Origin of the sequence: Pseudomonas nitroreducens NBRC 12694 (genome assembly GCF_002091755.1) — a bacterium.
GTDB lineage: Bacteria > Pseudomonadota > Gammaproteobacteria > Pseudomonadales > Pseudomonadaceae > Pseudomonas > Pseudomonas nitroreducens.
In genome coordinates, this window is the sequence record NZ_BDAI01000014.1 from 84,075 (window position 1) to 96,986 (window position 12,912).

Annotated in this window: 10 protein-coding genes; 7 read left to right on the forward strand and 3 right to left on the reverse strand. The window is 65.0% G+C overall.

Annotation, left to right across the window (positions count from 1 at the left end; translation table 11 throughout):
• Positions 1–70 precede the first annotated feature (70 nt).
• Positions 71–1,324, reverse strand: coding sequence for a serine hydroxymethyltransferase (gene glyA / locus PNI01S_RS24785; RefSeq protein WP_084359598.1), 1,254 nt, complete (start codon positions 1,322–1,324; stop codon positions 71–73).
• Between the two features lie 238 nt (positions 1,325–1,562).
• On the opposite strand from glyA, the gene PNI01S_RS24790 reads away from it, so the two are divergent.
• The 4 genes from PNI01S_RS24790 to PNI01S_RS24805 all read left to right on the forward strand — a co-directional run bounded on the left by PNI01S_RS24790 (position 1,563) and on the right by PNI01S_RS24805 (position 4,502).
• Positions 1,563–2,090 carry a hypothetical protein gene (locus PNI01S_RS24790; protein ID WP_024767030.1) on the forward strand — a complete coding sequence of 176 codons (528 nt, stop codon included), beginning with the start codon at positions 1,563–1,565 and terminating at the stop codon, positions 2,088–2,090.
• A gap of 65 nt (positions 2,091–2,155) precedes the next feature.
• Complete coding sequence (locus tag PNI01S_RS24795) at positions 2,156–2,833, forward strand: hypothetical protein (RefSeq protein ID WP_084359600.1); 678 nt, start codon at positions 2,156–2,158, stop codon at positions 2,831–2,833.
• 119 nt (positions 2,834–2,952) lie between these two features.
• Positions 2,953–3,381 (forward strand): hypothetical protein, encoded by a 429-nt coding sequence (locus PNI01S_RS24800; RefSeq protein ID WP_024767032.1) that lies wholly within the window; start codon positions 2,953–2,955, stop codon positions 3,379–3,381.
• 74 nt (positions 3,382–3,455) lie between these two features.
• Positions 3,456–4,502, forward strand: a complete 1,047-nt coding sequence (locus PNI01S_RS24805; protein ID WP_065085098.1) for a threonine aldolase family protein — start codon at positions 3,456–3,458, stop codon at positions 4,500–4,502.
• A gap of 369 nt (positions 4,503–4,871) precedes the next feature.
• On the opposite strand, the gene PNI01S_RS24810 is transcribed toward PNI01S_RS24805, so the two are convergent.
• Positions 4,872–5,189, reverse strand: coding sequence for a heavy metal-binding domain-containing protein (locus tag PNI01S_RS24810; RefSeq protein WP_037012683.1), 318 nt, complete (start codon positions 5,187–5,189; stop codon positions 4,872–4,874).
• A 924-nt stretch (positions 5,190–6,113) separates the two neighbouring features.
• Here PNI01S_RS24810 and fusA point away from each other — a divergent pair.
• Entirely contained in the window at positions 6,114–8,162 is a 2,049-nt protein-coding gene (fusA, locus tag PNI01S_RS24815; protein ID WP_084359602.1) for an elongation factor G, read from the forward strand.
• A gap of 235 nt (positions 8,163–8,397) precedes the next feature.
• On the opposite strand, the gene gbcB is transcribed toward fusA, so the two are convergent.
• Positions 8,398–9,501 (reverse strand): glycine betaine monooxygenase reductase subunit, encoded by a 1,104-nt coding sequence (gbcB, locus tag PNI01S_RS24820; RefSeq protein WP_038803790.1) that lies wholly within the window; start codon positions 9,499–9,501, stop codon positions 8,398–8,400.
• A 425-nt stretch (positions 9,502–9,926) separates the two neighbouring features.
• On the opposite strand from gbcB, the gene gbca reads away from it, so the two are divergent.
• Together gbca and PNI01S_RS24830 are read left to right on the forward strand one after the other, a co-directional pair.
• Entirely contained in the window at positions 9,927–11,216 is a 1,290-nt protein-coding gene (gbca, locus tag PNI01S_RS24825; protein ID WP_024767036.1) for a glycine betaine monooxygenase oxygenase subunit, read from the forward strand.
• Positions 11,217–11,849: 633 nt separating this feature from the next.
• The gene (locus PNI01S_RS24830; protein WP_024767037.1) at positions 11,850–12,827 is read left to right on the forward strand and encodes a dipeptidase; all 978 of its coding nucleotides are present in this window, start codon (positions 11,850–11,852) and stop codon (positions 12,825–12,827) included.
• Positions 12,828–12,912 lie beyond the last annotated feature (85 nt).

Here is a 12,912-nt window from a genome sequence, read left to right on the forward strand (position 1 = left end):
CTGGGGTGAGGGGGTTGCTCCCCCTCATCCGCCCTTCGGGCACCTTCTCCCAGAGGGAGAAGGAAGTTCGTCAACGGTAGACCGGGAAGTCCGCGCACAGCCCGGCGACCTGAGTCGCCACCTTGGCCTCGACGTCGGCGTCGCCCAGGTGGTCCAGCACGTCACTGATCCAGCCGGCCAGCTCGCGGCACTGTTCTTCCTTCAGACCACGGGTGGTGACTGCCGGGGTGCCGATGCGGATGCCGGAGGTGACGAACGGGCTCTGCGGATCGTTCGGCACGGCGTTCTTGTTCACGGTGATGCCGACGCGGCCGAGGGCGGCGTCCGCTTCCTTGCCGGTCAGGCCCTGCTTCACCAGGCTGATCAGCATCAGGTGGTTGTCGGTGCCGCCGGAAACCACCTCAAAGCCGCGCTCGATGAACACCTTGGCCATGGCCTGGGCGTTCTTGATCACCTGGGCCTGGTAGTCCTTGAAGCCGGGCTCCAGTGCTTCCTTGAAGCACACCGCCTTGGCAGCGATCACGTGCATCAGCGGGCCACCCTGGGCGCCGGGGAAGACGGCCGAGTTGAGCTTCTTCTCGATCTCTTCGTTGGATTTGGCCAGGATCAGGCCGCCACGCGGGCCGCGCAGGGTCTTGTGGGTGGTGGTGGTGACCACGTCGGCGTAGGGCAGCGGGTTCGGGTACAGGCCGGCGGCCACCAGGCCGGCGACGTGGGCCATGTCGACGAACAGCAGCGCCCCGACCTTGTCGGCGATGGCACGGAAGCGCGGGAAGTCCAGCGTCTTGGAGTAGGCGGAGAAGCCGGCAACGATCATCTTCGGCTTGTGCTCCACCGCCAGGCGCTCGACCTCGTCGTAGTCGATCAGCCCGGTGTCGGTGTTCAGGCCGTACTGCACAGCGTTGTACAGCTTGCCTGAGGAGGAGACCTTGGCGCCGTGGGTCAGGTGGCCGCCGTGGGCCAGGCTCATGCCCAGGATGGTGTCGCCGGCGTTGATCAGTGCGAGGTACACGGCGGCGTTGGCCGAGGAGCCGGAGTGCGGTTGCACGTTGGCGTAGTCGGCGCCGAACAGCTGCTTGGCGCGGTCGATGGCCAGCTGCTCGACTTTATCCACATGCTCGCAGCCACCGTAGTAGCGCTTGCCCGGATAGCCTTCGGCGTACTTGTTGGTCAGCCCGCTACCCTGAGCCTGCATGACGCGCTTGCTGGTGTAGTTCTCCGAAGCGATCAGCTCGAGGTGGTCCTCCTGGCGCGCTTCCTCGGCATCCATCGCCGCGAGCAGTTCGTCGTCATAGCCCTGGATCTGGTCTTGCTTGCTGAACATCGCTGGTCTCCCTGCGGCGCCCGGAAGCGCCATGGCCGGTACGGAGCCGAGTGGCCCCCATGGCAGCGATGGTATGACTGGCCCAGCCGGTCCAGATGCCTGCGCACGTCGCGGGTAGGTGCGTTTGCGACATGCCGCGACAGGCGCAAAAGCGACCGGGTGCGTGGAATTGCTCGCGACGGCTGGTCAGAATGCGACATGCCTGCGCCAGGGCGGCGTGGCCGGTGGAGTCATGCGGATGAAGCGCTGCTTTCTATGGGGGTCGCTGGGCCTTGCCCTGCTGGTGTCGACGGGGTCGGCCTGGGGCATGTCGCGCCTGTTCGACGGCGACGCCAATGTCTGGATGCAGGGCAGGACGCTGTGCTTCGGCGGCGCGGCGTTCAAGTCGCCCGGTTTGTTCTTCAACCGCACGCTGAAGGTGGATGAGCGGCAGGTAGCGGTGCATGACATCGAGGTCTCCCGCGAGCCTTACGAGCCGTTCTGGGCATCTTCCAGTATCGAGCCGGCTCAGGGCGTGCCGCTGCGCAGCGACACCTGCTTCGCCTACGGCCAGGCGATCCCCGGCTTCACCGAGAAAACTCCGGCCCGGCCCCTCGAGCCGGGCCTGTACAGCGTCACCGTTGGTGGGCACGACAGCCGCGGGGACGGCGCACGGGCGACGTTCATGAGGACCTTCTGCCTGGAGTCGCGCGGCGATGGGCTCGCAGTCATTGACGCGGGCTTCGACGAGGGAGCCGGTCGCTGGCTCTGCAAACCCGCGCAATGAAGCTACGGATAGGAACCGCCCGGCCAAGGGACTAAACTGCGGCCCTCACGAAATGCGAGGACGCCATGAACCGTTCCCTGACTCTGCTTTCCGCCCTGCTGCTCACCGCGACGCTGCAGGGCTGTGGTGACGACAGCAAACCCGCCAAGGCCGAAGCGCCCCAGGCTGCCAGCAGCGCCGCCGCTACCCCGGCTGGCGACAGTTGCTCCGGCCATGAACTGGAACGCGCGTTGCCGCCGACCAAGGCCGTCTACGGCTATCCCTACCTGTCCCGCGAGTGCGGCTATGACAGTGCTACCATCGTCTACGGCAAGGCCGATGGCAGCCAGCAACTGGTCGTGACCCTGACCGATACCGGCCTGCCGGCGCCGGGCGCCGACCAACAGGGTGAGGCCGCCAAGCAGTACCTGGCCGCCCAGGCCAAGCTGCGCGACACCACCGCGAAGAACGTCTCGCTGCTCAACCAGGCGCGCCAGGCCGCGCTGCAGAACGGCACCGCCGCGCAGTTCGGCGGCGAGCAGTACCTGCCGGTGATCGACAGCACCCGTATGGGCGACCCGCTGGCCATCAGCGTGCCGGCCCCGGACGACAAGGCCGGCGAGTCGAGCCTGACGGGGCTGATCAAGGGCCGCTACGTGCTCAACATGACCTCGCCGGACAAGCCCAACGGCGGCACCGCCCAGTCCCTGCGCGAGCTGTTCGTGCCGATCTCCGAGCAGATGGCGCTGACCAAGCTGCCCTGACAGATAGAGATATATCTGACAGGAAGTCATTCCGGTTTCTGATCCTCCATCTCACCTAGTTCTTAGGAAGATTCTCGGCATCGTTCGTTACCGATCGCCAGAGGCCGAGGTGGAGGACCATGAAATTCAAATTGAGAAACCTGCCCCTGCTGCTGGCAGCGGCGTTTTCGCTGGCCGGCCATGCGACGCAGATACCCGCGCAACCCGCACCCGAGGTCAAGGCCTACAGCGGTGCGGACGGCGTCAAGGTCTGGCTTGAACAGATAGGCCCGCGCAAGGCCAATATGTTCCTGGTGCGCATCGGCGGGGTGGCCCACGCATGGAACATGCGCATCCATCGGATGGATGGCCTCAGCCTGCTCGACGAATCCCTGTTCAAGCTGCATTCCCAGGACAGGGAACCTATCGCCCTGGTACTGCGGGGCGATTGCGGTGAAGTGATGCTCCCCGGCGAGAGCAATACCCGGAAGGTCTGCTACGACCAGCAGTTGTCGGCGACCCAGGATGCCAAGCAGTTCGTCAGCGCCTACGTGAACCAGCGGCTGTAAGAGTCCGGCTGCACGAGAGGCGGGGTTTTCGCTACGCTGCTGACTGACATTTCTGCGCAGTGCCGAGGCAGCCCATGACCGACAACACCCAACAGTTCGCCAGCGACAACTATTCCGGCATCTGCCCCGAAGCCTGGGCGGCGATGGCCGAGGCCAACCGCGGCCACGAGCGCGCTTACGGCGACGACCAGTGGACCGCCCGTGCCTCCGACTATTTCCGCGAGCTGTTCGAGACCGACTGCGAAGTCTTCTTCGCCTTCAACGGCACCGCGGCCAACTCCCTGGCCCTGGCCGCCCTGTGCCAGAGCTACCACAGCGTGATCTGCGCCGAGACCGCCCACGTCGAGACCGACGAGTGCGGCGCGCCGGAGTTCTTCTCCAACGGCTCCAAGCTGCTGCTGGCGCGCACCGACGCCCAGGGCAAGCTGACCCCGGCTGCGATCCGCGAGATCGCCCTCAAGCGCCAGGACATCCACTATCCCAAGCCGCGCGTGGTCACCATCACCCAGGCCACCGAGGTCGGCACCGTCTACCGCCCGGATGAGCTGCAGGCGCTCAGTGCCACCTGCCGCGAGCTGGGCCTGCACCTGCACATGGACGGCGCGCGCTTCTCCAATGCCTGCGCCTTCCTCGCCGCGACCCCGGCCGAGCTGACCTGGAAGGCCGGCGTCGAGGTGTTGTGCTTCGGCGGTACCAAGAACGGCATGGCGGTGGGTGAGGCCATCCTGTTCTTCAACCGCGAGCTGGCCGAAGGCTTCGACTACCGCTGCAAGCAGGCCGGCCAACTGGCCTCGAAGATGCGCTTCCTCGCCGCGCCCTGGGTGGGCGTGCTGCAGGACGATGCCTGGATGCACTACGCCAGCCATGCCAACCGCTGTGCACAACTGCTGGCCGAGCGCGTCGCCGATGTGCCGGGCGTGCAGCTGATGTTCCCGGTGGAAGCCAACGGCGTGTTCCTGCAGATGTCCGAACCGGCGCTGGAAGCCCTGCGTCAGCTCGGCTGGCGCTTCTACACCTTCATCGGCGCCGGCGGCGCGCGCTTCATGTGTTCGTGGGACACCGAGATCGAGCGGGTCGAGGAACTGGCCGCTGACATTCGCAAGGTCATGGCGGCAGGCTGAAGGGCGCCGGAGTTGTCCCCAGGCGCTGGGGACGGTTGCACGGGCAACCTGTCGCCAACCTGTGGATGAATGCTTGCAGGCCGCGGGCGGACTGGCCTGCACAGGTCTGGTCAATATTTGAGCGGCGCGGGTTGATGGTAAGAGCGAGCTTGCTCGCGAACATCCGTAGCCTCGCTTCACTCCGTGGAATCAGGCGGACTGCGGTTCGCGAGCAAGCTCGCTCCTACAAGGGGGCTCACTCTCCACGGAGCGATTGGCACAGGATGAGACGGTGGTCTCAGCCGGCACGGATTGCCCCCTCTCCCTGAGGGAGAGGGCTGGGGTGAGGGGAATGCAAGGCACGGACCTCCCGGAGCACAAGCAGGATTTCTATATCTTCACCGCCGTCCCGCTCACGCTGACCATCAGCATGCTGCCGTTCTGGCCCACCACCTCGTAGTCCAGGTCGATGCCGACCACGGCGTTGGCGCCCAGCTCCTCGGCGCGTTCCTGCAGCTCCTCGAAGGCAATCTCCCGCGCCCGCCCCAGCTCCTTCTCGTACGCTCCGGAGCGGCCGCCGATGATGTCGCGCAGGCCGGCGAACAGATCGCGGAACACGTTGGCGCCGAGGATCGCCTCGCCGACCACGATGCCGCGGTATTCCTGGATGGTCTTGCCCTCGATGGTGGGTGTGGTGGTCAGGATCATGGGACTGGCTCCTCTGCTGGGGAAATCCAGCATAGCCCTGCACCTCAGGGAAGGCCGCGCCGGCTGTGTTTCAGCGTTTGGCGAAGATACCGGGGAAACCTTGTGATAAAGCTGTGGACAACCTGGTGGAAAATGACACTCCCGCGGCACTTTCGTGACGGCTGGAAAATCGTCGCTCATTTTCGCAAGGTGCCCGTTATTCGCGGCTTGCAGAGGTAGAAGTGAGCGTTGGGGAGATCTCCACAGCTGCTGTGGAGGCACGCTTGCCCAACCTGTGGAAAACCTGTTGGGAGGTGCCTGCGGAGCTGGTGGTGCCTGGCTTGCCCGAATCTGGCTGTTTTCTGATCAACTCCTTCTTTTCAACCACTTGGGAGTCTGTGTATCGATTTTCGGCAAAGGGTCTGTGCACGATCTTTCCTCCGCTATCCCCGGTTTGTGTTGACCCGCTTGTGCGCCTCCTGTGGAAAACATCCTCCGCGCCACGCCTGCCGTGGGTTTCACAGCCTTGCTCAAGGATTGACCAGCAAGGGAGCAAGCAATTGATCCACAGCGACTTTTCCCCGGCGCCGGGAGCGGCGTAAAACTTTCCACAATGGCTGTGGGGCGAATCTCGAGGAAGCTGTGGACAAGCTGTACCCAGATCGCTGGAGGCCGCGCACGGCGCGCCGTCCTCATATCAGTACGTTTTTTGATCAAATGGCGAAAGTGGCGTCGTTACTGGCTTCCAGCGGCTTTTCCGGCGAGTTTTCCACATCGGCTGTGCAGCGTTCTGCCAGGAACTTGTGGGCGGGTTGTGGATGGATCGCTGCGAGCCCCGCTCCCTATGGCTCTCGCGGGGTTGATCAATATTTGTCCAGGGCCCTGGGGGAGGCTGCCTATAATTTAGCCACGGCGGGCAGAAACCCTGGTGGCGGGAGATCCAGCATGTCCAGTTACTCGGTGGAACAGATCCGCACCGTGGCCCTGGTCGGCCACGGTGACAGCGGCAAGACCCTGCTTGCCGAGGCGCTGCTGCAGCACGCCGGCGCAATCTCCAGCATGGGTTCGCTGGAGCGCGGCGACACCCTCTGCGATTCCGACCCCATGGAGCGCGAGTACCACCACTCACTGGCCGCCGCACTGGCGCACTTCGAGCACGCGGGCGCACACATCCGCCTGGTCGACACCCCCGGTTATCCCGACTTCATCGGCCACGCGTTGCCGGCGCTCGCTGCGGTGGAAACCGCGCTGGTGGTGGTGAATGCGCAGAACGGCATCGAGCTGTCCACGCGGCGGATGATGGACTGGGCGGGCGAACGCGGCCTGTGCCGGATGCTGGTGGTGAACAAGATCGACGCCGAGCGCGTTGACCTGCCGGCCCTGTTGGCGGGTTTGCGCGAGTCGTTCGGCAAGGAAGTACTGCCCCTCAACCTGCCCGCCGAGGGTGGCGCGCGGGTTGTGGATTGCTTCTTCAATCCTGACGGGCAGGCTGACTTCTCCTCCGTGGCCGAGGCGCATCAGGCGCTGGTGGACCAGGTGGTGGAAGTGGATGAGGCGCTGATGGCGCATTACCTGGAGGAGGGCGAGGTGGCGCCCGAGGCGCTGCATGAACCCTTCGAGCGTGCGCTGCGCGAAGGGCACCTGATTCCCCTGTGCTTCGTTTCTGCCCGCACCGGTGCTGGCGTCCCTGAGCTGGCCGACATTCTCGCGCGCCTCGCGCCCAACCCCGGCGAAGGCAACCCGCCGCTGTTCCTGCGCACCGACGACAAGGGCAAGGAACACCCGGTGACCTGCCAGCCGGACCCCAAGGCCCATGTGCTGGCCCACGTGTTCAAGGTGGTGATCGATCCCTTCGTCGGCCGCCTGGCTGTATTCCGCGTGCATCAGGGCACGGTGCGCCGGGAAATGCAGTTGTTCGCCGGCGACGGGCGCAAACCGTTCAAGGTCGGACACCTGTTGCGCCTGCAGGGGAAGAAGCATGAGGAGGCGCCGTGGCTGATCCCGGGAGACTTCGGCGCGCTGACCAAGGTCGACGAACTGGAGTACGGGGTGGTGCTGCACGATTCCCACGATGAGGACCACATCCACCTCAAGCCGCTGGAATTCCCCGAGCCGATGCAGGGCCTGGCCATCGAGGCGAGCCGCCGCGGCGACGAGCAGCGCCTGGCGGAAATCCTCCAGCGCCTGCAGGCCGAAGACCCCTGTGTGCGTCTGGATTACAACGCCTCGACCCAGCAGACCGTGCTGCGCGGCATGGGTGAGATGCACCTGCGCTACCTGCTGGAACGCATGGCCGGTCAATACAAGCTGGAGGTGCAGACCCGCGCGCCGGCCGTCCCTTACCGCGAGACCGCCACGCGAGCGGCAGAGGGCCACAGCCGGCACAAGAAGCAAACGGGCGGAGCGGGGCAGTTCGGCGAGGTGTTCCTGCGCATCGAGCCGCTGCCGCGTGGCGAGGGCTTCGCCTTCGTCGATGCGATCAAGGGCGGGGTGATCCCCGGCAACTTCATCCCCTCGGTGGAAAAGGGCGTGCGCGCGGCGCTGGCAGCCGGGCCGCTGGCCGGCTTCCCGGTGGAAGACGTCAAGGTCACGGTGTTCGACGGCAAGAGCCATTCGGTGGATTCCAAGGACATCGCCTTCCAGGCCGCCGGGCGCAAGGCGATGCTCGATGCGCTGCGCAATGCCGGGGGCATCGTGCTGGAGCCGGTGATGCAGATCGAGGTGACGACGCCCGAGTCGCATCTGGGCGATATCACCGCCGATCTCACCGGCCGCCGGGGCCAGGTGCTGGGTACCGAGTCGCTGTCGGCCAGCGTCGCGCTGGTGCGTGGCCAGGTCCCGCTGGCGGAGATGGACGGCTACGCCAATCGCTTGAAATCCATTACCGCCGGGCAGGGGCTCTACAGCCTTTCCTCCAGCCATTACAGCGCCGTCCCACAGGACGTGCAGCAGCGCCTGTCCAGTGGCTACAAGGCAACCCCGGAAGAAGATTGAACGAATGTGGATAGTTGTCGCAGGCGGGCGCCGCAAAGGCCCGTGCCTGTGCGCTTCCACGCGTCGCCACAATGGCCTCGCCGGTCTGCCGTAAGCCACGTGGCATGCGGGTTGCAGGCGGGATCGAGGCGGCCATTCGGGTCGGCCGGAGGTGTCTCCAGCCTTGCGCCGGGACACCCCTTTCCTGTGGATAACTCGGTGGGTAACGTGTGGGACGGATGGGGGCAGCCTGTGATCAGTACTCGATCACCACATCGCCCTTGGGCACGCTGCAGCAGGACAGGATGTAGCCTTCGGCGACATCTTCGTCGGTGATCCCGCCGTTGTGCTCCATCTCCACCTCGCCGGAGCGCTTCATTACTTTGCAGGTGCCGCAGATGCCCATGCCGCAGGCCTTGGGAATGTGCAGGCCGAGCTGGGCAGCGGCGGCGTGGACGGTCTCGCCCGGCGCCACGCGGATGCTTTTGCCGGTTTCGCAGAATTCCACGAGGTTCTGCTCGGCCAGCGGCACGGCTGGCGCTTCGGCGGCCTCGGCGGCCAGCTCCTTCACGTCGGCGCGCACTTCCGGTGGGGTCGGGCCGAAGGCTTCCTCGTGGTAGCGCGACATGTCGTAGCCTTCGGCTTCGAGCAGGCGCTTGACCGCATGCATGTACGGCGTCGGGCCGCAGCAGAAGACTTCGCGTTCGAGGTAGTCCGGCGCCATCAGTTGCAGCATCGCCTTGTTCAGGAAGCCCCGATAGCCGGCCCAGGACTCGCCCATCTCGTACTTCTCGCAGACCAGGTACAGCTTGAAGTTGTTGATCCGCGAGTTCATGTGCTCCAGCTCGCGGTGGTAGATGATGTCCTTGGGCGTGCGCGCGCTGTGCACGAAGACCATGTCGACGTTGGCGTTGGTGTCGAAGAACCAGCGCGACATGGACATCACCGGGGTGATGCCGACACCGCCGGAGAGGAATAGCACCTTCTCGGCGGGAAAATCGATGGCGTTGAAGTTGCCCACCGGGCCGTGCACCGGGATCTGGTCGCCTTCCTTCAGGTTGTCGTGCAGCCAGTTCGAGACCTTGCCGCCGGGCACCCGCTTGATGGTGATGGAGAAGCTGTACGGCACCGAGGGCGAGCTGGAGATGGTGTAGGAACGCATGATCGGCTGGCCGTCGATCTCCAGTTCCAGGGTGACGAACTGGCCGGGCTTGAAGAAGAACATGATCGGCGCGTCGGCCATGAAGCAGAAGGTGCGCACATCCCAGGTTTCCTGGATGGCTTTCACGCAGCGCACCAGGTGGCGGCCGTTGGCCCAGGTCTGGGTGTTCACCGGGTTGAGGAAGGTGTTCGTCGACATGCTGTCTCTCCGCGCACGCGGGCCGTGCTGGGCCTGAGGGGGCAGCGCCGGGGTCCGTTGCCTACGTCGCTTGAGCGTAGAAAGCACGGGGCCTGTCGGCATGCCTGATGGGGCGGATTGTGTGCACGAGGATGACCGGTGCATTTACCTGCCAGCGACATTTGCATGCTTATCGCGACCTGCCGCCTGGGACGTGCCGTTGCGCGTCGGGAAATGATCTGGCCGTGTCGCCCATGGATAAGGGTTCCTACAGGGCGCGGCCCCACACTCAGCTCCATGCCGAGCAACCCCCCAGGTTGAGCGAGACGGCGGGAAACGGCGCACTCGGCGCGCCTGGCACCTGCCGCAAATGCCCTGCGTGGCACACCGTATCAGCCACTTATTTCCGCCGGCAGCTAAACGGGCTGCGGCATGAGGACCTAGCAATGGACGTCACTACTACCCTGAGTCTGGGCGATCCGCTGGAACCGGCCCGCAAGGCCACCGCCGAGATGCTGCGCACTCGCGACCACAGCTTCTCGCTGCCGCAACCCTTCTACAACGACGAACGCCTGTTCCAGCTGGACATGCAGGAGATCTTCCACAAGGAGTGGCTGATCGCCGGCATGACCTGCGAGATCCCCGCCAAGGGCAACTTCCTCACCCTGCAGATCGGCGACAACCCGGTCATCGTGCTGCGCGGCGCCGAGGGCAAGATCCACGCCTTCCACAACGTCTGCCGCCACCGTGGTTCGCGCCTGTGCGTCAGCGACAAGGGCAAGGTCGCCAAGCTGGTCTGCCCGTACCACCAGTGGACCTACGAACTGGACGGCCGCCTGCTGTTCGCCGGCACCGAGATGGGCGCGGACTTCGACATGAAGGACTACAGCCTGAAGCCGGTGAATGTGAAGACCGCCGGCGGCTATATCTTCATCTCGCTGTCGGAGAACCCGCCGGCCATCGATGACTTCCTGCGTACGCTCGAGCACTACATGGAGCCGTACGACATGGAGAACACCAAGGTGGCGGTGCAGACCACGCTGCGGGAAAAGGCCAACTGGAAGCTGGTGCTGGAAAACAACCGCGAGTGCTATCACTGCAACGGCTCGCACCCGGAGCTGCTGAACACCCTGCTGGAGTGGGACGACGTCACCGACCCGCGCGCTAGCCAGGCGTTCAAGGACCAGGTGGCGGCCTGCACCACCGCCTGGGAAGCGGAGAAGATTCCGTACGCCCACGCCAGCTTCGGCCTGCGCAACCGCATCGTGCGCATGCCGCTGCTGCAGGGCACCGTGTCCATGACCATGGACGGCAAGCAGGGCAGCAAGAAGCTCATGGGCCGCATCCAGAACCCGGACCTGGGATCGATGCGCATCCTGCACCTGCCGCACTCGTGGAATCACTGCATGGGCGACCACCTGATCGTCTTCACCGTCTGGCCGATCAGCGCGCAGGAAACCGTGGTCACCACCAAGTGGCTGGTGCACAAGGATGCGGTGGAAGGTGTCGACTACGACGTGGCGCGCCTGCGCGAAGTCTGGGACGCCACCAACGACCAGGACCGCCGCCTGGCCGAAGAGAACCAGCGTGGTATCAACTCCACCGCCTACCAGCCGGGGCCGTACTCCAAGACCTACGAGTTCGGTGTGATCAACTTCCTCGACTGGTACAGCGAGCGGATGTTGAACAACCTGGGCGAGGAATCCGCCCACGCGCGCCTGGTCGCCGAGAAGTAAGCCCCCGCCACCCAGCGCCCCCTTTGCGGGGGCGCTGTCGTTGAAGAGGAATCCCCTTGGACGCCATGCTCTTCTACAGCAGCTCCGCCTTCGTCACCGGCCTGGTGGCGTGGAACCTCTTCGCCTGTTGGCGCAAGCGCTGAAATCGCCCTGGCGCAGCGTTACTTGTAGGAGCGAGCTTGCTCGCGAATGTCCCCCGGGGGACCCGGTGCCGCCGACGAAATACCCCCTCCCTAACCCTCCCCCTGAAGGGAGAGGGGACTGTTCGTGCAGCGGGCAGATCAAGTGCTCGCTGGTTGACGCTGGTCTTTCCGCGAAATCAGGACCGCTCCCTCTCCCTTCAGGGAGAGGGCTGGGGAGAGGGCGTTTTCAGCTCTCACGCCGCGTCCCGCAACGAAGAGCATTCGCGAGCAAGCTCGCTCCTACAGGTACTGCGAACCCTGCAGCACATGGAGTTCCGCACCACACATTCCCCAGCGCGACGCAAACGCTGTCGCCCATGTCGCGAGGTTGACGCTTTCGGGTCGACCCTGGTCGTTTTCGAACCGGGTCGCCTCGGGGGGCAGGGATATCCTGCCTGCAAAGCGTCGGCACAAGCCCCGGCGCGCCAAGCCTGAGAAGGGGTACGCCAAGATGAGCCCAGCCGAAGTCCACGCCGACAGCATCGTCATCGATGGCCTGATCATCGCCAAGTGGAGCCGCGAGCTGTTCGAGGACATGCGCAAGGGCGGGCTGACCGCCGCGAACTGCACCGTCTCCGTGTGGGAAGGCTTCCAGGCCACGGTGAACAACATAGTCACGAGCAACAATTTGATCCGCGAGAACAGCGACCTGGTCATCCCGGTGCGCACCACCGCGGACATCCGCAAGGCCAAGGAGCAGGGCAAGACCGGCATCCTCTTCGGCTTCCAGAACGCCCATGCATTCGAGGACCAGATCGGCTACGTCGAGGTGTTCAAGCAACTGGGCGTGGGCATCGTGCAGATGTGCTACAACACCCAGAACCTGGTCGGCACCGGCTGCTACGAGCGCGACGGCGGCCTCTCCGGTTTCGGCCGCGAGATCGTCGCGGAGATGAACCGCGTCGGCATCATGTGCGACCTGTCCCACGTCGGCTCCAAGACCTCCGAGGAAGTCATCCTCGAGTCGAAGAAGCCCGTCACCTATTCCCACTGCCTGCCGTCGGGCCTCAAGGAACATCCGCGCAACAAGTCCGACGCCGAGCTGAAGTTCATCGCCGACCACGGCGGCTTCGTCGGCGTGACCATGTTCGCGCCCTTCCTCGCCAAGGGCATCGACTCGACCATCGACGACTACGCCGAAGCCATCGAGTACGTGATGAACCTCGTCGGCGAGGACGCCATCGGCATCGGCACCGACTTCACCCAGGGCCACGGCCAGGACTTCTTCGAGTGGCTGACCCACGACAAGGGTTATGCCCGCCGCCTCACCAACTTCGGCAAGATCGTCAACCCGCTGGGCATCCGCACCGTGGGCGAGTTCCCCAATCTCACCGAAACCCTGCTCAAGCGCGGCATGCCCGAGCGCGTGGTGCGCAAGGTCATGGGCGAGAACTGGGTGCGCGTCCTGAAAGACGTGTGGGGCGAGTAACACCGACTTTCCACTCTCCCGCTCGCGGGAGAGGCAAGGGGTGAGGGCCGCCGGCGCTCACCCGCGATCCTCTACATCCCGACCC

What these genes read in the sequence shown, in the direction of transcription:
- PNI01S_RS24795 (WP_084359600.1), top strand. Translation starts at nt 2,156, where the DNA reads ATGAACCGTTCCCTGACTCTGCTTTCCGCCCTGCTGCTCACCGCGACG.
- fusA (WP_084359602.1), top strand. Translation starts at nt 6,114, where the DNA reads ATGTCCAGTTACTCGGTGGAACAGATCCGCACCGTGGCCCTGGTCGGC.
- PNI01S_RS24830 (WP_024767037.1), top strand. Translation starts at nt 11,850, where the DNA reads ATGAGCCCAGCCGAAGTCCACGCCGACAGCATCGTCATCGATGGCCTG.
- PNI01S_RS24810 (WP_037012683.1), bottom strand. Translation starts at nt 5,189, where the DNA reads ATGATCCTGACCACCACACCCACCATCGAGGGCAAGACCATCCAGGAA.
- PNI01S_RS24805 (WP_065085098.1), top strand. Translation starts at nt 3,456, where the DNA reads ATGACCGACAACACCCAACAGTTCGCCAGCGACAACTATTCCGGCATC.
- glyA (WP_084359598.1), bottom strand. Translation starts at nt 1,324, where the DNA reads ATGTTCAGCAAGCAAGACCAGATCCAGGGCTATGACGACGAACTGCTC.
- gbcB (WP_038803790.1), bottom strand. Translation starts at nt 9,501, where the DNA reads ATGTCGACGAACACCTTCCTCAACCCGGTGAACACCCAGACCTGGGCC.
- PNI01S_RS24800 (WP_024767032.1), top strand. Translation starts at nt 2,953, where the DNA reads ATGAAATTCAAATTGAGAAACCTGCCCCTGCTGCTGGCAGCGGCGTTT.
- PNI01S_RS24790 (WP_024767030.1), top strand. Translation starts at nt 1,563, where the DNA reads ATGAAGCGCTGCTTTCTATGGGGGTCGCTGGGCCTTGCCCTGCTGGTG.
- gbca (WP_024767036.1), top strand. Translation starts at nt 9,927, where the DNA reads ATGGACGTCACTACTACCCTGAGTCTGGGCGATCCGCTGGAACCGGCC.